A 19312-nucleotide genomic window follows, 5' to 3' on the forward strand; every position below is an offset into this window, starting at 1 on the left:
CCTATATAAAAACTTTAGAATAAATTTCATCCTAGATTGGATGACCACGTTTAAACCCGATAATTTAGAGTAAAAACTTACCCATTCTAAAAAAAAAAAAAAAAATGCAAGCTGTATAAATATTAAGGTATTTTGATAAATTTCTTTATTTTTCTAGATGTTAAGCAAAAAAAAACGCTTGTAATATACACTACAAGCGTTTTTTATATTATGTCATATTAGTGTTTTATTCAGTAAAGCGTTTACTACATCACCGAAACCGCTTTAATCTGAACATACACATCTTGCCCAACAGCAAAACGCAGTTCATTTTGCGCCCATTTACTGATACTTGCCCAAATTTTATGTCCTTCCACGAATACAGCAAGATCTACTCGAGAATCTTGTATCTCAATTTGTGTGACTTGACCACGTAAAATATTACGAATGCTTGTTTGTTCTGGCTTTTGCAGCGTGATAGAAACATCTGAACTATAAATACAAACTCGTACTCGCTCGCCTACATTCGCGGGAACTTGATGAATCCAAAGTGCTTGTTCGCCTAAGGAAAGTGCGGTCATTTTATAAGGAGGATTATGCAAATGAACGGGCAAGGCAAGTACACCACTCTGTTCGCTTTCCCCTTTCCAAGAGGCAAAAATAGGACTATTCCAAATTTTTTCTACGCTGTCATAGGCTTTCACAATACCGTTTTCCATCAGCACAACGCGATCAGCTAAACGCAACAATTCGTCCAAGCTATGTGTAACATATAAAATCGGGATATTAATTTCTTTAGAAAGACGTTCCAAATATTGCATTAGCTCGCGTTTGCGGGGAACATCAAGGGCAGAAAGTGGTTCGTCCATCAGTAAAATATCAGGATCAGTCAGCAGCGCACGCCCTATTGCCACACGTTGTTTCTCTCCACCAGAAAGAGTGAGCGGATAACGCTTTAATAAGTGAGTAATGCCGAGAAGATCCACAATATAATTAAAATCATCTTGCGAGACATTTTTCATGCCATATCGCAAATTTCCTTTTACGGTATAGTGAGGAAATAAGCGCGCATCTTGGAACACATAGCCAATTTTACGCAAGTGAGTCGGCAAGCATTCTTGGGTTTCCATATCCACTAAAGTGCGGTCATTTAAACGGATAAATCCTTCGTCTGGCTGTATCAAGCCACTGACAAGATTAATCAGCGATGTTTTGCCTGAGCCTGACAAACCGAAAATTGCGGTTACGCCTTGATCTGGCACTTGTATATTCGCTTGCAAGGCAAGTTGCCCGAGCTGTTTTTTTACATTAATCTGCAACATTTCCTTGTCCTAATTTTTTCTGCATTCGCTTGCTCAACCACTCTGACAATAGCAAAGAAATCAATGAAAGAATGATAGCAAATAAACATAAGCGAGCGGTTTGTTCTTCTGCACCGGGTGTTTGAATAAAAGAATACATCGCAAGGGGAATGGTTTGAGTTTCGCCTGCAATATTCGACACAAAGGTTATAGTCGCACCAAATTCTCCCAATGATCGTGCAAAACCAAGAACCAGCCCAGCTAAAATCCCAGGTAAAGAAAGCGGCAAGGTTATTGTAAAAAATACACGCCAAGCGGAAGCACCGAGTGTTTGTGCCGCTTGCTCCAATTTAATATCAATATTTTCTAAAGAAAGTCGAATCGCACGAACAACCAACGGAAAGGCAACCACTGCAGAGGAAAGTACCGCACCTTTCCAACTAAAACCAAAAGATAAGCCAAGCCACTGATATAAATACTTGCCAATGAAACCATTTCGTCCCATTGCCACAAGTAATAGATAACCGATAACCACTGGTGGCAACACTAAAGGCAAATGAATTACGCCAGTAATCAGAGATTTTCCATAGAAGTTTTTGCGCGCTAAAAGCCACGCGACAAAAATGGCTAACGGCAAACTCCAAAGCATAGAACTGACGGCGACACTCAGGCTTAAATTAATCGCTGAGATTTCCATTGGCGTCAAATTGAAAAATGAAAAAAATTGGGTAATCAAATAAATAGCCTCTGTTTAAATGCCTGATTAATGGGAAAAATCCCACATTTACGAGAGATATAATAACGCTAATAACAAAGGGCAGAAATATCTGCCCTTAATAAATGTTAAAATGCCACCTTATTTTGCAGAGAAACCATACCCTACAAGCACTTTCTTCGCTGCATCTGATTCTAAATATTTCAAGAAATCGCGAGAATCCGCATTATCATGACCTTTTACAATAGAAACAGGATAAACCACTGGTTTATGGCTATCTGCCGGGAACACTGCAACTGTTTTAACTTGTTGGCTAATTTTTGCATCAGTGCTGTACACAATACCGTAAGGTGCTTCTGCACGTTCAACTAAAGCTAATGCACCACGCACATCTTTTCCACGTGCTAAACGATCTTTTACCTTATCCCATAAATTTAATTTGGTTAATGCTTCTTCTGCATATTGACCAGCAGGCACGTGCGCAGGATCGCCAACAGATAAATAACTGTCTTTTAACCCATTAATCCATTCGCCTTTTGCAATATCCACAGAATTTACCGCACTTTTTGCTGGTGCAATTAAAACTAAATCATTACCCACTAAAACTTTTTCGGTTTCTTTCACAGTTAAATCTTTTTCAGAAAGATATTTCATCCATTTATTGCTTGCAAAGACAAAAATATCTGCTGGCGCGCCTTCTTCAATTTGTTTTGCTAAAGTTGAAGAAGACGCGAAAGAAAACACTACTTCATTTTTCGGATTTTGTTTTGCGTAATCTTTTGCAACTTGTTGTAAAGCATCTGTCATTGAAGCTGCTGCAAATACAGTCACTTTAGCGGATGCCGCAAAAGAAAAGCCTAATCCTGCGATTAAAAGTGCGGTTGAAATTTTCGTTAATTTTTTCATAAATCATCTCCTATGATTAAACGTTATCTACTTAATTATATATTGAAATAAATAACAATCATATAGCAAAAGAAAAATTATTTAGTAAAATATATAACGCTTAGGCTTACCACTTAGGATTACTTAAGGACAGCAAAATGAAAAACACCGAAATTTTACTCACGATTAAACTTCAACAAGCACTTTTTATCGATCCAAAACGAGTACGTTTACTCAAAGAAATTCAACAATGCGGTTCGATTAATCAAGCAGCGAAAAATGCAAAAGTGAGCTATAAAAGTGCGTGGGATCATTTAGAAGCAATGAATAAAATCAGCCCTCGCCCATTGCTTGAACGAAATACAGGCGGAAAAAATGGCGGAGGCACGGCACTTACTACTTATGCCGAACGTTTGCTACAGCTTTATGATTTATTAGAACGTACGCAAGAACACGCTTTTCATATTCTACAAGATGAATCCGTACCGTTAGATAGTTTGCTCACGGCAACTGCACGTTTTTCTTTACAAAGTAGCGCGCGCAATCAATTTTTTGGGCGAGTGGCACAACAGAGAATTATTGACGCCCGTTGTGTCGTGGATGTGAATGTGCAAGGCTTGCCAACACCGTTGCAAGTTTCTATTACCACAAAAAGCTCGGCGCGTTTGAAACTGATTACAGAAAAAGAAGTGATGTTGATGTTCAAAGCACCTTGGGTAAAAATCAGTGAACAACCATTAGCAAATCAACCGAACCAGTTCCCCGTAAATATCAAATCACTCAATGAAGAAGAAGCCATCTTTCAATTTGCTGAAAGCGACATTGAATTTTGTGCCACCGTCCACCAGCCTAATCAATGGCAAATCGGGCAACAGGTTTGGATTTATATTGATCAAGAGCAAATTATATTAGCGACGCTGGGGTAATTTCAATGTATAGTTAATACTCAAATTTTAAATACCATATTCAATTTCATCGGATTTCCTATTTACGTAAAAAAGTTTGATAAAGGTTTTTCAATAACGAGGTTGGCAATAAACGGGAACCAAAACGCAATGCAAAAGTAAATAATCCAGCTAACAAACCTTGAATACCCAAACGATATTTTAATTTGAACAAACGCCATTCTGCTTTGGCTTGATTGACACCACGGCGGCGACTCACCATGCCATTTCCGACTCGCGCATAAACTAAAATATCTGGCAAATTCGCCACATATAAACCTTGTGCAACAAGTTTTATCCACAAATAATAATCTTCTTGAAGATCTTCATATCCACCACAATTAATGACCGCAATTTTTTGATATGCCACCGTCATATGATTAAATGGACAACGTTTTTGCGTAAATTTGATAATTTCTTGATCCGACGTTGGCACATTACGATATGCCACAATATCATTGACATTTTCACCAAATTCAGCAATTTGTCCGCCAAAAATGATGGTCTCAGGATGCTGTTCAATAAACGCCACTTGCTTTTCAAAACGATCAGGCACGCAAATATCATCGGTATCCATACGGAACACCCAGTCATAAGCACAATGCAATAAACCCTCGTTTAAGGCTTTGCCTAATCCTCGATTTTGCTGCAATTTAACTAATTTTAGTGGCAGTTTTGTTTCAAATTCTGTCACAACGGATTCTAATTCTGGCGTTACTGCGCCATCAAAAACCAATACAATTTCATCTGCTTGACGAGTTTGTGCCACAAGACTTTCAAAACACTCCCGCAAGAATTGAGCATTTTCCTTAATATATAAGGACATAAGGACTGAAAATTTCATTTTATTTTATTTTCCTACATAAACCGTTTTAAATTAATGGCTAATTTTGGCGAAATTAAAATAACCAAAGTAATAATCAATTGCTTAATGCTTTTTGTTTTCTTAAAAATATCAAAGTAATATTTTGCCGGTTTACGCGATAAATTCATGATATGGGGATAAGCCAAAATATAGCTCGCGTTAATATCAAAATTACGAGCTTGCTCTACCGTTTTCACATAATGCTCGCGAATATAATCAATGGCTTTTTGCGTATTGGTAGTATCCGTAGACACACTTGAACGTTTAGTATAGAAAGTACAATAAGTCAGTGGTTCATTAATTTTATAAGGGGTAAAACTCGGCTCTTGTAGTAGTTTTAATAAGAAATCATAGTCTTCCAAAGAACGAAGTGCGGTGGATAATCCACCTATTTTTAGAAACATCTCTTTTTTAATTGCAACCATTGGCATGCCGCCAATCTTATTGGCTAACAAAATACGTTCTGTCGAGATTTCTTGTGGTTCAATCGGTTGAGTCACATAAGTAAACCCTTCATTGACCATTTCACACTTAGCTGGATGATAAATAAAATTAATGTCCGGATTTTGCTCAATAACTTGTAATACTTTTTCACATTTTTCCGACATAAACCGATCATCATCATCGAGAAAAAGCAACCAATCTCCCTTTGATGCGTGCGCGCCAATATTACGACTTTCTGCTGCACCTTGATTGGTTTCGTTACGGATGACCTTTACCACAAATGGATAAGATTGTGTCACTTCAACGGGGTCTTTCGAGCAATCATCCACAATAATCACTTCAAAATTACTTGATGTTTGTTGAGTTAAACTTTCTAATAAAGCTGGCACTTCTGCTTTTCGATTATAAGAAGGCACAATAATGCTTAACATAATTCCTTCCTTTAATTAGCCAAATTTTTCTTAATCGCAAAGATTTTTTTAAATGGATATTTCATTAATTTTTTAAACAAATTATTAGATAAAGATCCACGAATACTTTCTAAATTGCTTATCAATACAGGATTTTCAATAACCATAAGAGGGCGAACCACTTTATTTCTTATATTAAAATCCTGTTCAAAGAGTAAAAAATCATCCGCTAACCAAAATGGTTTGTTTTGAGAAATTTGCTGGATAAATCTTCTTGCCGCTGATTTTTTAATAAGATAGCTCACCGTGCCAGCAAAATAACTTTTATAAGGGAAAGCGTAATTTACATTGCCTGTTTTTTTGCATAGAAAAGAAAAAGTTGTCGGATAATTAATTTCTAAATCAGTATCATTGAAATTATTAATTTTTGACTGCCCAAGCAATATAATTTCAGCCTCAAGTTTTTCTGATAAAAGTGCGGTTAAATTTTGCTGAAAATTTGGGTGGAATAAAGCGTCATCTTCACAAACTAATGCGTAGCTATCTTCAGAGATTTCGTTGTCTTCAATAATTTTTTGGTACACAGAAAGGTGGCTTAAGGTACAGCCGATTTCGCCCTTAGTGACATTACGTCCATAATGTGCTTTAAATTGTTCAATATTAAAAATAGTAGCTAATTCATTACAATCTTTTTGCATGGTATTAATGGCAGAAAAAATTTGGAAATCCTCTGTGTTTTTTTGAGAAAAGAATAATTCCCGACGCTGAATATCTTTATCTAAAGAGATCAAATATTTTTTTAACATAAAATTATTCCTTATAAAATCCTTTTCCATTCTTCAATAATTTTCTCAATGCCATAATCTTCACTGATTACACGAGATTTTTCTGACATTTGCAGATAAAGTTCAGGATTATTGATTAATAAATCTAAAGCATTAACCATTTCTGCAATATTATTTTTTTCACAAAGAAATCCATTTGTTTTATTTTCAACTAATTGCTTTACGCCCGATGAACAATTAAAAGCAACAATGGGCAAACCAAATGCCATTGCTTCAATAAGCACTAAAGGCAAGCCTTCTGTTTGTGAAGGTAAACAATAAATTGAACTGCTTTCATAATAAAAAGCGACATCATTGGTTCGAGGAATAAAATTAACTGAATTTTCAATATCCAATGCTTTAGCAAGTTTTTTTAAATTTTCTTCTTCCTCTCCAGAACCCACTATTTTTAAATTCCAATCTGGATATTTTTTTGCCAAAACTTGCCAAACTTTTAATAAATAATCAAAACCTTTATAAGAAAATAAATGACCTACAGATAAAATAGTTTTATTTTCCCATTTTGCTAATTTATTCTTTGGCAAAAGCGTATTTGGATTAGCAATACTGATTATATTGTTCGTTTTAAATTTTTCTTGCCACTGCGTTTTTTCTGCTTCTGTCAATGTAACTATTTTATCGCAAGTTGTTACAGCTAAATATTTACCGAGTGTGCGAACAAGACGATTGCCAGTAAAGTTAAAAGAATAATGCTCCCATAAAATATGCTTTATATGTAAATTGACCAACGCCAAAGCAGAAAAAAGCATAATTGCACCATCAACCACAATTAAGGTATCCAGCTGCAATTCTTTAACCAATTCTCTTAATTTTTTTGTGATAGAAAAATAGTCTTTTTTCAATGAATAGGGCAATTTATTCATTGCGTAAATATTAATTTTTTCATCGACTTGGAAAAAAGGCTTATTACCGCCAATGCTAATAAAAGAAACATCATATCCCTGTTTAACAAGAGCATTAGCAACATTAATGGAAACGCGCTCCGTTCCCCCCGCACTTTCGATATTCATAATAAAGAAACCAATTTTTTTCATCTTAAATTTCCTTATAAATCGTTAATCCAAGCTTAGGGAATGAATCGTAACAGAATTGCCATCTTGGAATACTGGTTCTAATAAAACGAATTTCTACATTAGGATGACTTAATAAATTAAATGCAACAGAACTGAAGAACGTATAAATAATTACTTTTTTATTTGATAAATGTTTAAATACGTAATCTTCAAAAATTAATTCAGATTCAACATAATTTACCCCATCCACTCGGTAATCTTCTGCTGGATGAGGGAAATAATAGTCAAAAGGAATCTGATCTTTTAATTTTTTTATTAATGAGATGTTTTCTTCTTTTGTATTTAATAATGGTTGCCCAATAAAAAATGAGACTTCGCCATCTATATCACAATCTACTTTATTATCCCATAGGGAAATCGCTTCAATATTAGAAACAATATTTTTGTAATTAGGATAAACCGTATAATGTTTTTTTATTTTATTAAATAACTTATTTACACTATATTTATCGCCAATAAAGGCTTTAATCAGTTTATATTTAAACGTGTCAGGCTCTCTCAATAAATTAGGATGTGGGAAAATATTATCCGAGCCATCATCAAAGGTATAAAGCTCTTTAAATGAAATATGACTAAGATAAGTTTGTAGCCATAATGAATTAAGATTGGCAAGAAAAACCTTATCAAAACCTTTGTGCGTAATTTTATTCTTAAGCTGGCGCATTAACTTGAGAGAATCGAAACCTTTTAGATCTTTTCCCGTATCAATGTTCACCGAATCACTACAAACTTCCGCTAATTTACTCGCGTACAAGGTTCTTTTTTTATCCCATACACCACCAAACATGACGCCAAAAAATTGCTCGTTAGGATGTAATTCAATTATTTTTCTCGCAATTAATACTTGCAATGGTGTACAACAAAGAATGAGATTCATAGGGTTTTACTCACTTTAGATGTCATAAAATAAAGAATAGGAATAATGGAAAGCGAACCAATAATTCCAGCATAAGGGATATATTTAATTTCTGTAAAAGTTAAAACCACAAGGCTAGCTACATAAATGATTGTAGATAAAACCGAACATTGGGAAATAAGTTTATTTTTTCCATAATAGAAAAGATAATTAACTAAAATCAAATAAGGAATACTTAATGTGGTCGAAATTAAAAATAAAATAAAATAATATTTCGTTCCCACAAATTGACTACCTAAAACCCAAACTAGTACATTTTCAGGAATAATCCACATGATTAAGGCAGGAATAGGTATCAGCAAAAAGGAAAATAACGCCCATTTATGTAATTGTTGAATTACTAATTTTTTTTGTTTCAAGGCTTCATAAAAATAAGGAATGATCGCTTTATTAAGTGCTTGAATAGCAATAGAGACAACTAAAGCAAGTTGAGCCCCCATGGCATAAAGCCCTAAATCTGTTTCACTGAATTTGTGATAAATAAAAATACGGTCTAACTGCCCTTTTAAGAAAAAACTTGCATAATGTAAAACAAGCGGTAATCCAAATCCTAAAATATAAAATAATGCGGATTGATAATGTTTAAATTGATATTTTTTAGATGTTGCATTCTTTCTGTAAAAAAAATAAGAAAAAAACCAAACAACTAAATTGCTTAATAAAATTGCCAAAATTCTTTTTTCAATAAGATCATTTTGATAATACTCGAGCAATGCGATGGTAAATACCGCACCAGTAACAGTGAGTGAAAATTGAATAAAAGTATAAGACCAAGCCTTTTTCTGGCATTGTCTCACGCTTAACTGAACATTTAAGAAAGACTGAAAAATTGAGGAAAGTGCGGTATAAAATAATATTTCAGACTGAGCAATCCAACAACCCATTAAAATAATACTGCCAATTATCGTGGTATAAGCATAGCCAGTATTTACTACTAAATTTAATGAACGTTTTCCGTAAAAATAAAAATAACGGGAAATTGCGCCTTCTTGGGTTAAAGAAACCACAATTAAAAATAAACTTAAAAAAGTTTGATAATAAGAAAGTGAGCCATAACCCTCTACGCCTAATTTACGCGATAAATAAGGCAAAAGTAAAAAAGGAACTAACTTTGACGATAATTCCCCAACAAGGTAAATGACACTGTCTTTAAAAACTTTCATAAATATCACCGCACTTTTGATGAATTCGAGCGTTTGTTTATCAAAAATAAGGGCTTATTTTAACAAAATCAACATAGACAAGCTATGACTAATCATTATAATGAAACCGCTCTATATCAAGGATCTTATCTATGTTAGAACTAGGAAAACTTCTTACCGCATTTATCGCACCACCTTTTAATACCTTTGTGTTACTGATTATTGCAGCGATTCTTTATCTTGTTCATTTCAAAAAATTAGCCAAATTTATTGCGCTTATCAGTTTCACTTGGCTTTATATCATAAGCACACCTTTTACTGGTTTATTGCTAACAGATAATGATGACACGCCAGCCCTTACCCTAGATGACTATAAACAAGCTCAAGCCATCGTCATATTAGGCGGTGGATCTTACCCAACCAAAGAGCTGTATGCAGAAACGGCTTCTGGCTCACCACAACTAGAACGTTTACGTTATGCGGCATTTTTACAAAAAGAAACGGACTTGCCTATTTTAACTACTGGCTATTCTTTGATAGGCATTTCTGAAGGCGACTTAATGGCAAAAGAACTTAACCAATTCTTTAATGTGCCAACGAAATGGATCGAAAATAAAGCCCGTAATACGGAAGAAAATGCCAGTTTCACTAAAACTATTTTAGTTAAAAATAATATTCAAAAAATTATTTTAGTGACAAATCAATGGCATATGAAACGAGCCAAATACCTTTTTGAAAAACAAGGATTTGATGTACTTCCTGCTGCAGCGGCAAGCTATAGCAGCAAAGGAAATCTATCTGCACAATCTTTTGTTCCTGACTTAGGTGCGTTAAATAGCAATATGGTTTTACTAAAAGAGTGGATTGGTTATTGGAAAGCCCATTACGTAGAATAATTTACTTGTAAAAATCCTCTTTTCTAAATGTAAATAAACAAAATAGACATAAAAAAGACCGCAAAGTGCGGTCAATTTTTTTAGAATTCTTTTGAAATTAAACTTTCGGCTAATTGCAAGTCAAGTGTGGAATCAATATCAATGGAACGATAGGTTGGCATTAAATAAAAACGCATGGGAGCAATAAAAAAGCGTTTTTCTTCAAAGAGACTTTGGATGTCATTAGTATAAATTGCGCCATTTGCACGATAAGATTTCGGTAATTTTTGGCGAGGGGCTTCAAAATCGGTTAATTCGTGAATAGGCTGAACTTCGGTGCCTTCTAAAGTGAAGGATTTATAAGGATGATGTTCACATTCGCAAGCGGAAACCACCGATTTATATTTGCCACCAAGGAAAATTTCCATTGCATTACGAATATCTAAAGCATTACGCAATGGGCTGGTTGGTTGCAAAAGTGCGGCAGTACCTTGTGAAATATTAAGTGTTTCTAAGCAATGCAAAATCGCATCAATGGTGCGTGTATCACTTTGTGCCAAACTTTCAGGGCGTGCCACTGCTTTTGCACCATATTTTGTAGCTTCTTTTAAAATGTTTTCGCCGTCTGATGTCACGACAATTTGATCAAACATACCCGATTCTTGCGCTGCCAAAATCGCACGCCCCACCAAAGAAACACCACCCACAAGCTGTAAATTTTTGTCTTTAATGCCTTTAGAACCCGCTCTCGCAGGAATAATTGCAATTCTTGTCATTATTATTTTCACCCTCTGTGATAAAAGCGCTGACTATTCTAGAATCTTTCCCTTGTTTTAGCAAAAACTAATCTTTAATATGGCACCACATTTTTGTTTAACAAAGAGGAAATAAAATGACTCAACTTACTCGTGAACAAGTTCTTGAACTCTTCCATCAACGTAGCTCAACACGTTATTACGACCCAACAAAAAAAATCAGTGATGAAGATTTTGAATGTATTTTAGAGTGCGGTCGATTATCGCCGAGTTCTGTAGGCTCTGAGCCTTGGAAATTTTTAGTGATTCAAAATAAAACCTTACGCGAAAAAATGAAACCTTTTAGCTGGGGAATGATAAATCAGCTTGATAATTGCAGTCATCTTGTGGTAATTCTCGCGAAGAAAAATGCCCGTTATGATAGTCCATTTTTTGTGGATGTGATGGCGCGCAAAGGCTTGAACGCAGAGCAACAACAAGCCGCCCTCGCAAAATACAAAGCCCTGCAAGAAGAAGATATGAAATTACTCGAAAACGACCGCACTTTATTTGATTGGTGCAGTAAACAAACTTATATCGCCCTTGCAAATATGCTTACTGGAGCTTCAGCCCTTGGCATCGACTCTTGCCCAATTGAAGGTTTTCATTACGACAAAATGAATGAATGCCTCGCCGAAGAAGGATTATTCGATCCTCAAGAATATGCGGTTTCTGTCGTCGCAACCTTTGGCTATCGCTCACGCGATATTGCGAAAAAATCCCGTAAAGGGTTGGATGAAGTGGTGAGATGGGTGGGGTAAAAATCCCATTAAAAAAGGGCTGTAAATGCAGCCCTATCTTTTTTGATTATTTCACTTCTTTAAATAAAATCTCGCTTGGGATTACGGAACCTTGCCAGTAAAGTTCTGTAGAGACTTTTTCTGCAAGTTGTAAGAACGCTTGTGAAATTTCATTTTCAGGCACTCGCACAACGGTCGGGTTGCCTGCATCTAAATCTTCACGGATACGAATATGCAAAGGAAGTTGAGCTAATACTTTCACATTGTATTTTTCCGCCATTTTCTCTGCACCGCCTGTGCCAAAAATCGCTTCGTGATGACCGCACTTACTACAAATATGCATCGACATATTTTCCACAATACCCAACACTGGCACAGAGACTCGCTCAAACATTGAAATACCTTTCACCGCATCAAGCAAAGCAATATCTTGTGGGGTTGTCACTACTACTGCACCAGTCACAGGAATTTGTTGTGATAAGGTAAGTTGAATATCGCCAGTGCCAGGAGGCATATCAATAACAAGATAATCTAAACTATCCCATAGGGTTTCATTTAATAATTGACTTAATGCACTGCTCGCCATCGGGCCACGCCAAATTGTTGCGCTATCTTCATTCATTAAAAAGCCAATGGAATTTGCAGACAAACCATGTGCTTTAATTGGGGTGATGTGTTGATTATCTGGCGAAGTTGGACGTTGATCCGCTGCGCCTAACATATGGGGAATAGAAGGCCCATAAATATCCGCATCTAAAATCCCAACACGTGCGCCTTGTGCTTGTAATGCTAAAGCTAGATTAACAGAAACCGATGATTTTCCTACGCCGCCTTTGCCAGAGCTCACAGCAATAATATTTTTCACACCTTTTACGGCTGGTTGATTATTTGCACGTTTAAGTGTGGCGATTTGATAAGTCACCGCCCATTTAATTGCGTTGCAATCTGTTGCTTTCAACAACGCATCTGAAACCGCTTGTTTTAATTGTTCTGCACCTGAATTCCACGCAAAAGGTAATTGCAATTCAATGCGTAAAGTATCGCCACCCTTTTCCACTTTTTTCAAAGTATTAAGCGCAATCAGATCCTTTTGCAGGGTTGGATGCTGAAATTGTTGGATAATCTGCTGAACTTGATTTTGCTGCTCGGCAGTCAAATTATCAGAAAAGTAGGTTGCCATAATAACTTCCTGTTTAGTAGAGTAAATTTGTCGGGCATATTTAATCACGGAAAGTGCGGTATGTTAAGTTAAAGTTTTTCAAACTAGAAAAAATCCCCTATTTAAAGTAAGATAAGCACAATTTTTGTATGCTAAAAAAGAGAATAATAAATGACAACTCAACCCCGTAAAATTTTAGTCACTTGTGCCTTGCCTTATGCCAATGGGGCAATTCATTTAGGCCATATGTTAGAACATATCCAAGCGGATATTTGGGTGCGTTTTCAACGTATGCGTGGCAATAAAATCCATTTTGTCTGTGCGGACGATGCGCACGGCACACCGATTATGTTGAATGCTGATAAACTTGGCATTACACCTGAAGAATTAATTGCTAAAGCAAAAGCCGATCACGTGCGTGATTTTGCAGGTTTCAATATTAGTTTTGATAACTACCATTCCACTCACAGCGAAGAAAACAAACAGCTCACCGCAGAAATTTACAATAAACTCAAAGCCAATGGCTTTATTAAAAGCAAAGTTATTTCTCAATTATTCGACCCTGAAAAAAATATGTTCTTGCCTGATCGTTTTGTAAAAGGCACTTGCCCGAAATGTAAAGCAGAAGATCAATATGGCGATAACTGCGAAGTGTGTGCTTCTACTTATAGCCCAATGGATTTAATTAATCCTCGTTCAGCTGTTTCTGGCACAACACCTATCGTAAAAGAATCTGAACACTTTTTCTTTGACTTGCCTGCATTTGAAGGGATGTTAAAAGAATGGACTCGTTCTGGCTCACTTCAATCTGAAATTGCGAACAAAATGCAAGAATGGTTTGAAAGCGGTTTACAACAATGGGATATTTCACGCGATGCGCCTTATTTCGGTTTTGAAATTCCAGGTGCAAAAGATAAATTCTTCTATGTTTGGTTAGATGCGCCAATCGGCTATATGGCGTCATTCAAAAATCTATGTGAGCGTGAAGGCATTGATTTCAACGAATTTTGGGCGGAAGGCAGTGATGCAGAGCTTTATCATTTCATCGGTAAAGATATCGTTTATTTCCACAGTCTATTCTGGCCTGCAATGCTTGAAGGCAGTGGCTATCGTAAACCGACTAATGTGTTCGCTCATGGCTATGTCACGGTGGATGGGGCGAAGATGTCAAAATCTCGCGGGACTTTCATTCAAGCCAGCACTTATTTGAATCATATCGATCCTGAATGTTTGCGTTATTACTATGCGGCAAAATTAAATGATCGCATTGAAGATTTAGACTTTAACCTTGAAGATTTCGTACAACGTGTAAATACGGATATTGTAAACAAATTAGTGAATCTGGCTTCACGCAATGCCGGCTTTATTGCGAAACGCTTTGAAGGCAAACTTGCGGATAAACTGGAAGATGAATCATTATTTGCAGAATTTACCGCCCAAGCCGAGCAAATCGCCGCTTATTACGAAAGCCGTGAATACAATAAAGCCATTCGTGAGATTATGGCATTAACGGATAAAGCCAATAAATACATTGATGAAAAAGCCCCTTGGGTGATTGCAAAAGAAGAAGGCAAAGAGGCAGAATTGCAAGCCGTATGTTCAATGGGAATTGAGCTTTTCCGCGTGTTGATGTCTTACTTAAAACCTGTTCTTCCCAAACTGGCTGAGCGTGCAGAAGCCTTCTTACAAGCTGAATTACGTTGGGATAATATTCATCAACCATTACTTGCTCATACTCTTGCGCCGTTTAAAGCCTTATTCTCTCGTTTAGAGAAAAAACAAATTGATGCCGTTGTGGAAGAAACTAAAGCCTTATTTGCAGCAGCCAATAAAGCAGCAGAAAAAACTGAAGCAAAACCAACCGCACTTTCTGCTGTTGAACCTATTGCTGAAACCATCACCATTGATGATTTCGCTAAACTTGATATGCGTGTAGCAAAAGTATTGAAATGCGAAGCAGTGCCAGAATCTAATAAACTTTTACGTTTTGAATTGGATCTTGGCGATCATACTCGTCAAGTCTTCTCTGGCATTAAAACGGCTTATAATAAGCCTGAAGAATTAGAAGGTCGTTTTGTGATTATGGTGGCAAACCTTGCACCACGTAAAATGAAATTCGGCGTATCTGAGGGAATGATTCTATCCGCAGGAACAGGCGGTAGTGATTTATTCTTGTTATCTGCCGATAGTGGTGTTACCGCAGGTATGCAAGTAAAATAATCAATTCTATTAATTAGGGCAACATTACGTTGCCCTTTTATTTTCTTGTTGAAAATAGGTGACTTATAACCTACTATAACACTCAACTATTTATCTGTTTGGAGAATATTATGAAAAACGAATTAATTTGCTATAAACAAATGCCAGTGTGGACAAAAGACAAGTTGCCACAAATGTTCCAAGAAAAGCACAACACAAAAGTCGGCACTTGGGGAAAATTAACTGTATTAAAAGGTAAGCTCAAATTTTATGAGCTAACCGAAAATGGCGATGTCATTGCTGAGCATATTTTCACCCCAGAAAGCGAGATTCCTTTTGTTGAACCTCAAGCATGGCATCGTGTTGAAGCGCTTTCTGATGATTTAGAATGCACCCTAGGTTTCTATTGCAAAAAAGAAGATTATTTCAGTAAAAAATACAACATGACAGCCACTCACGGTGATGTAGTGGATGCAGCAAAAATTATCTCGCCTTGTAAAGTATTAGATTTAGGTTGTGGACAAGGGCGTAATTCACTTTATTTAAGTTTATTAGGCCATGATGTAACCTCTTGGGATCACAATGAAAACAGCATTGCCTTTTTAAATGAAACCAAAGAGAAAGAAAACCTTAATATTTCTACCGCACTTTACGACATTAATTCCGCCAACATTCAAGAAAACTACGATTTTATTGTTTCAACGGTAGTGTTTATGTTCTTAAATCGTGAACGTGTGCCGTCAATCATTAAAAATATGCAAGAACACACCAATGTTGGCGGGTATAACTTAATCGTTGCCGCTATGTCTACTGATGATATGCCTTGCCCACTTCCGTTCTCTTTCACTTTTGCTGAAAATGAATTAAAAGAATATTACAAAGATTGGGAATTCTTAGAATATGACGAAAATATGGGCGAATTACACAAAACCGATGAAAACGGCAATCGCATTAAAATGAAATTTGCCACGATGTTAGCAAAAAAGAAATAATCTGCTAATTTAAAAAATCACCGCACTTTGCCTCAATAAAAAAGATCACTTAGAAAATATCTTTGGCCTTGCGAAGTGCGGTAAATTCTTCAAGTCTTTTTGCTTGTAAAAACGGATTAATTTCTCGCTCTAGTTTTAATGTTGTCGGCAAACTTGGTTTATTTTCAGCTCGCTGTTTTTCAACAAAAACACGCTGCTTTTCTACCGCACTTTTTTCCACCAGCACAATTTCCGCAAATGCTAAATTTCCCAATGTATATTCGTGAGCAGGGCAAACAATCGTCTCGTCAGGCAATGCATTCAAACGCTGTAAACCTTCAAACATCTGCGCATAATTACCTGTGAAAACACGTCCGCAACCTGCAGAAAATAACGCATCGCCACAAAACAAATGATTATCCACTAAAAAACTAACGTGCTGTTTAGTGTGTCCACCCGTCGGAATGACATCAATTTGATAATGTGTGGTAAGGATCTTCCCTTCGTTCACAATTTGAGTTGCACCTTTTTTCTCACATTCTTGCGACCCATAAATCGGCACTGTTGGATAACGTTTTTTAAATGCCGACACACCTTGTGTATGATCATCGTGTTCGTGAGTAAGCAACACCGCTTCAATGTTTACATTTTGTTTATCTAACCACGCAAACAGCTTGTCCGTTTCAGGCAAATCTACAATAATAAGAGGCAGATTTTCTCGTTGATAAAGCCAAATGTAGTTATCATTCAGCGCAGGCAAAGCAAATAACATAATCGTCCTTTTCATTTGTGATGGAGGAATAAAATGATTGTAAACTGGAATGCCAACGCGACCAAATTTTTCTTTTTTGAGTTATCCTAGATAACAACTAAAAATTTGATTTAGGCTAAAATAACCAAATGAAGAAAAGTCGCCTAAGCCACTAGAAATAAAATAAACTTATTTTACCGCAGTTAAAGCCTCGATTGCAGCTTCTGGCGCAGTTTCAACAGTATGAATTTGAAATTTAGACATTATGTTTCTCCTAAATAAATATAAATAGATATGTTTTGTGTGAGAAATAATACGAAGGTTTTTCAATAAATAAAAAGAAATAAAATGCACTTTATAGATTAGAAAGTTATAACTAACGATCAAATTTTGCTAGAATACGGCAATTTTTAACGATATTAATAAGGTACTTTATGTCTGAACAAACATTTATCCTTGGCAAAGATGCCGCATTGGAAGATAGCATTGCAAAATTTCAGCAAAAATTGACCGCACTTGGTTTTAATATTGAAGAGGCATCTTGGTTGAATCCAGTGCCAAATGTGTGGTCTGTACATATTCGCGATAAAGACTGCCCACAGTGTTTTTCAAATGGTAAAGGGGCAAGCAAAAAAGCGGCGTTAGCCTCTGCCCTTGGCGAATATTTTGAGCGTCTTTCCACTAATTATTTCTTTGCTGATTTCTATTTAGGGCAAGAGATTGCAAACAGCGATTTTGTGCATTATCCCAATGAAAAATGGTTCCCGATTGAAGATGATGCTTTACTGCCTAATGGCATTTTAGATGATTATTTATTGGATTATTTTGATCCTAATGCCGAGCTTACGCCTGAATTATTAGTCGATTTACAATCTGGCAATTATGATCGTGGGATCGTGGCGATGCCTTATGTTCGGCAATCAGACGAGCAAACCGTTTACATTCCACAAAGTATTATTGCCAACCTTTATGTCTCAAATGGCATGTCTGCAGGCAATACAAAATTTGAAGCACGCGTGCAAGGCTTGTCAGAAGTCTTTGAGCGTTATGTGAAAAACAAAATTATCGCTGAAGCAATCAGTCTGCCAGAAATTCTAAAATCTGTGATGGATCGCTATCCATCTATTCAGGCTTCCATTGCAAAATTAGAGGAAGAAGGCTTCCCAATTTATGCTTTTGATGCTTCACTCGGCGGAAAATACCCTGTTATTTGCGTGGTGCTACTCAATCCAAATAACGGCACTTGCTTTGCCTCTTTTGGTGCACATCCAAATTTCCAAGTGGCATTAGAACGTACGGTGACTGAACTTTTACAAGGTCGCAGTTTGAAAGATTTAGATGTTTTCTCTCCGCCATCTTTCAATAACGATGATGTGGCTGAACACGCTAATTTAGAAACCCACTTTATTGATTCGAGCGGTTTAATTTCTTGGGATTTATTTAAACAAACACCAGATTATGAATTTGCTGATTGGGATTTCAGCGGTACAACACAAGAAGAATACAATAATTTAATGGCGATTTTCCATGCGGATGAAAAAGAAGTTTACGTAATGGATTACAACCATTTAGATGTATATGCGTGCCGTATTATTGTGCCAGGTATGTCTGATATTTATCCTGCAGACGATTTAATTTACGCCAACAACAATATGGGCATGGACTGGCGCGAAATTTTACTCGATTTACCAAACTGGCATCACGATGCTGAAACCTATCAAGAGTTATTAGAAGAATTAGACGGACAAGATATTGACGATGCAACTCGCGTGCGTGAATTTATCGGTATCGTTGCACCTAAAAATAGCGGCTGGACAACCTTACGCGTGGGCGAATTAAAATCTATGCTTCACCTTGCATTAGGCGAATTAGAACAAGCATTAGATTGGGCAAACTGGACGCTTAATATGAACAGCTCCGTATTCACCACAGAACGTGTGAATTATTACCGTGCATTAATTTCCATCATTGAATTACATTTAGATCAAAATCGTGACCCAGCGCAATATCGTTCAGTGTTTGAGAAAATGTATGGCAAAGATGCAGTTAAACAAGCTTGGGTTGCTGTCTCTGAAGGGGGTAATCCGTTCTACAATCTTCCTGCAAGTGATGAAAATTTGGAAAACTTTAAGGAGCATCAAGCGTTGCTAAAGGCTTATGGGAAGTTGCAGAAAGCGAAGCGAACACATCAAAAATAAATTAGGCTTATTTCGTACTTTCAATTCTTGAAAGTACGACCTACTTTTCTTTGTTTCGCCAAAGAAAATTAGGCAAAAGAAAAGCGCCCCTGCTTTTCCTTATTTC

At 36.4% G+C, this 19312-nt stretch carries 18 protein-coding genes and 1 pseudogene; 6 read left to right on the forward strand and 13 right to left on the reverse strand.

Going from position 1 to position 19312, the window contains the following annotated elements; all coding sequences use genetic code 11:
• Positions 1-245: 245 nt before the first annotated feature.
• The 3 genes from modC to modA form a co-directional block, all read right to left on the reverse strand.
• Positions 246-1301, reverse strand: coding sequence for a molybdenum ABC transporter ATP-binding protein ModC (gene modC / locus ACPT8O_RS07220; protein WP_021035080.1), 1056 nt, complete (start codon positions 1299-1301; stop codon positions 246-248).
• The gene (modB, locus tag ACPT8O_RS07225) at positions 1288-2016 is read right to left on the reverse strand and encodes a molybdate ABC transporter permease subunit (RefSeq protein WP_041175314.1); all 729 of its coding nucleotides are present in this window, start codon (positions 2014-2016) and stop codon (positions 1288-1290) included. The genes modC and modB overlap by 14 nt, the downstream gene beginning before the upstream one ends.
• A 120-nt stretch (positions 2017-2136) precedes the next feature.
• Positions 2137-2901: a molybdate ABC transporter substrate-binding protein gene (modA, locus tag ACPT8O_RS07230; RefSeq protein ID WP_021035078.1), complete on the reverse strand. Its 765-nt coding sequence runs from the start codon at positions 2899-2901 to the stop codon at positions 2137-2139.
• A gap of 137 nt (positions 2902-3038) precedes the next feature.
• Here modA and ACPT8O_RS07235 point away from each other — a divergent pair, with 137 nt between their 5' ends.
• Complete coding sequence (locus tag ACPT8O_RS07235) at positions 3039-3806, forward strand: TOBE domain-containing protein (RefSeq protein WP_021035077.1); 768 nt, start codon at positions 3039-3041, stop codon at positions 3804-3806.
• Positions 3807-3864: 58 nt separating this feature from the next.
• Here the strand turns inward: ACPT8O_RS07235 and lsgF are convergent, their stop codons facing one another.
• From lsgF to lsgA, 6 genes are read right to left on the reverse strand one after another with little or no spacing between them, the layout of a single operon-like run.
• Positions 3865-4668 (reverse strand): lipooligosaccharide biosynthesis galactosyltransferase LsgF, encoded by an 804-nt coding sequence (gene lsgF, locus ACPT8O_RS07240; protein WP_021035076.1) that lies wholly within the window; start codon positions 4666-4668, stop codon positions 3865-3867.
• A gap of 14 nt (positions 4669-4682) precedes the next feature.
• Positions 4683-5564 (reverse strand): lipooligosaccharide biosynthesis N-acetyl-glucosamine transferase LsgE, encoded by an 882-nt coding sequence (gene lsgE / locus ACPT8O_RS07245; RefSeq protein WP_021035075.1) that lies wholly within the window; start codon positions 5562-5564, stop codon positions 4683-4685.
• A gap of 11 nt (positions 5565-5575) precedes the next feature.
• Positions 5576-6349 carry a lipooligosaccharide biosynthesis galactosyltransferase LsgD gene (gene lsgD / locus ACPT8O_RS07250; protein WP_021035074.1) on the reverse strand — a complete coding sequence of 258 codons (774 nt, stop codon included), beginning with the start codon at positions 6347-6349 and terminating at the stop codon, positions 5576-5578.
• Positions 6350-6360: 11 nt separating this feature from the next.
• On the reverse strand, positions 6361-7422 hold the full coding sequence (gene lsgC, locus ACPT8O_RS07255; protein ID WP_005692105.1) for a lipooligosaccharide biosynthesis family 4 glycosyltransferase LsgC: 1062 nt from the start codon (positions 7420-7422) through the stop codon (positions 6361-6363).
• A 1-nt stretch (position 7423) separates the two neighbouring features.
• Positions 7424-8338 carry a lipooligosaccharide biosynthesis sialyltransferase LsgB gene (gene lsgB, locus ACPT8O_RS07260; protein ID WP_005667132.1) on the reverse strand — a complete coding sequence of 305 codons (915 nt, stop codon included), beginning with the start codon at positions 8336-8338 and terminating at the stop codon, positions 7424-7426.
• The gene (lsgA, locus tag ACPT8O_RS07265; protein ID WP_005692107.1) at positions 8335-9540 is read right to left on the reverse strand and encodes a lipooligosaccharide flippase LsgA; all 1206 of its coding nucleotides are present in this window, start codon (positions 9538-9540) and stop codon (positions 8335-8337) included. Before lsgA ends, lsgB begins: the two co-directional genes overlap by 4 nt.
• A gap of 131 nt (positions 9541-9671) precedes the next feature.
• On the opposite strand from lsgA, the gene ACPT8O_RS07270 reads away from it, so the two are divergent.
• Positions 9672-10415, forward strand: a complete 744-nt coding sequence (locus ACPT8O_RS07270; protein WP_021035073.1) for a YdcF family protein — start codon at positions 9672-9674, stop codon at positions 10413-10415.
• Positions 10416-10495: 80 nt separating this feature from the next.
• Here ACPT8O_RS07270 and ACPT8O_RS07275 read toward each other — a convergent pair whose 3' ends face one another.
• Positions 10496-11170 (reverse strand): cytidylyltransferase domain-containing protein, encoded by a 675-nt coding sequence (locus tag ACPT8O_RS07275; RefSeq protein ID WP_021035072.1) that lies wholly within the window; start codon positions 11168-11170, stop codon positions 10496-10498.
• A 116-nt stretch (positions 11171-11286) separates the two neighbouring features.
• On the opposite strand from ACPT8O_RS07275, the gene ACPT8O_RS07280 reads away from it, so the two are divergent.
• Positions 11287-11949: an NAD(P)H-dependent oxidoreductase gene (locus ACPT8O_RS07280; protein WP_061725087.1), complete on the forward strand. Its 663-nt coding sequence runs from the start codon at positions 11287-11289 to the stop codon at positions 11947-11949.
• Positions 11950-11995: 46 nt separating this feature from the next.
• Here the strand turns inward: ACPT8O_RS07280 and apbC are convergent, their stop codons facing one another.
• Complete coding sequence (gene apbC, locus ACPT8O_RS07285) at positions 11996-13108, reverse strand: iron-sulfur cluster carrier protein ApbC (RefSeq protein WP_021035070.1); 1113 nt, start codon at positions 13106-13108, stop codon at positions 11996-11998.
• A 150-nt stretch (positions 13109-13258) separates the two neighbouring features.
• On the opposite strand from apbC, the gene metG reads away from it, so the two are divergent.
• Positions 13259-15307 (forward strand): methionine--tRNA ligase, encoded by a 2049-nt coding sequence (gene metG / locus ACPT8O_RS07290; protein ID WP_021035069.1) that lies wholly within the window; start codon positions 13259-13261, stop codon positions 15305-15307.
• A 110-nt stretch (positions 15308-15417) separates the two neighbouring features.
• Entirely contained in the window at positions 15418-16278 is an 861-nt protein-coding gene (tehB, locus tag ACPT8O_RS07295; protein ID WP_021035068.1) for an SAM-dependent methyltransferase TehB, read from the forward strand.
• 49 nt (positions 16279-16327) lie between these two features.
• Here the strand turns inward: tehB and gloB are convergent, their stop codons facing one another.
• Both gloB and ACPT8O_RS07305 read right to left on the reverse strand, forming a co-directional pair.
• Complete coding sequence (gloB, locus tag ACPT8O_RS07300; RefSeq protein ID WP_021035067.1) at positions 16328-17029, reverse strand: hydroxyacylglutathione hydrolase; 702 nt, start codon at positions 17027-17029, stop codon at positions 16328-16330.
• A gap of 171 nt (positions 17030-17200) precedes the next feature.
• A pseudogene (locus ACPT8O_RS07305) lies at positions 17201-17272 on the reverse strand (carboxymuconolactone decarboxylase family protein); the annotation flags it as partial.
• Between the two features lie 170 nt (positions 17273-17442).
• On the opposite strand from ACPT8O_RS07305, the gene ycaO reads away from it, so the two are divergent.
• Positions 17443-19206 carry a 30S ribosomal protein S12 methylthiotransferase accessory factor YcaO gene (gene ycaO, locus ACPT8O_RS07310; protein WP_021035065.1) on the forward strand — a complete coding sequence of 588 codons (1764 nt, stop codon included), beginning with the start codon at positions 17443-17445 and terminating at the stop codon, positions 19204-19206.
• Positions 19207-19312 lie beyond the last annotated feature (106 nt).

It is taken from the genome of Haemophilus sp. HN_Hi08 (genome assembly GCF_049824455.1).
Taxonomy (GTDB): Bacteria; Pseudomonadota; Gammaproteobacteria; order Enterobacterales; family Pasteurellaceae; genus Haemophilus; species Haemophilus influenzae_D.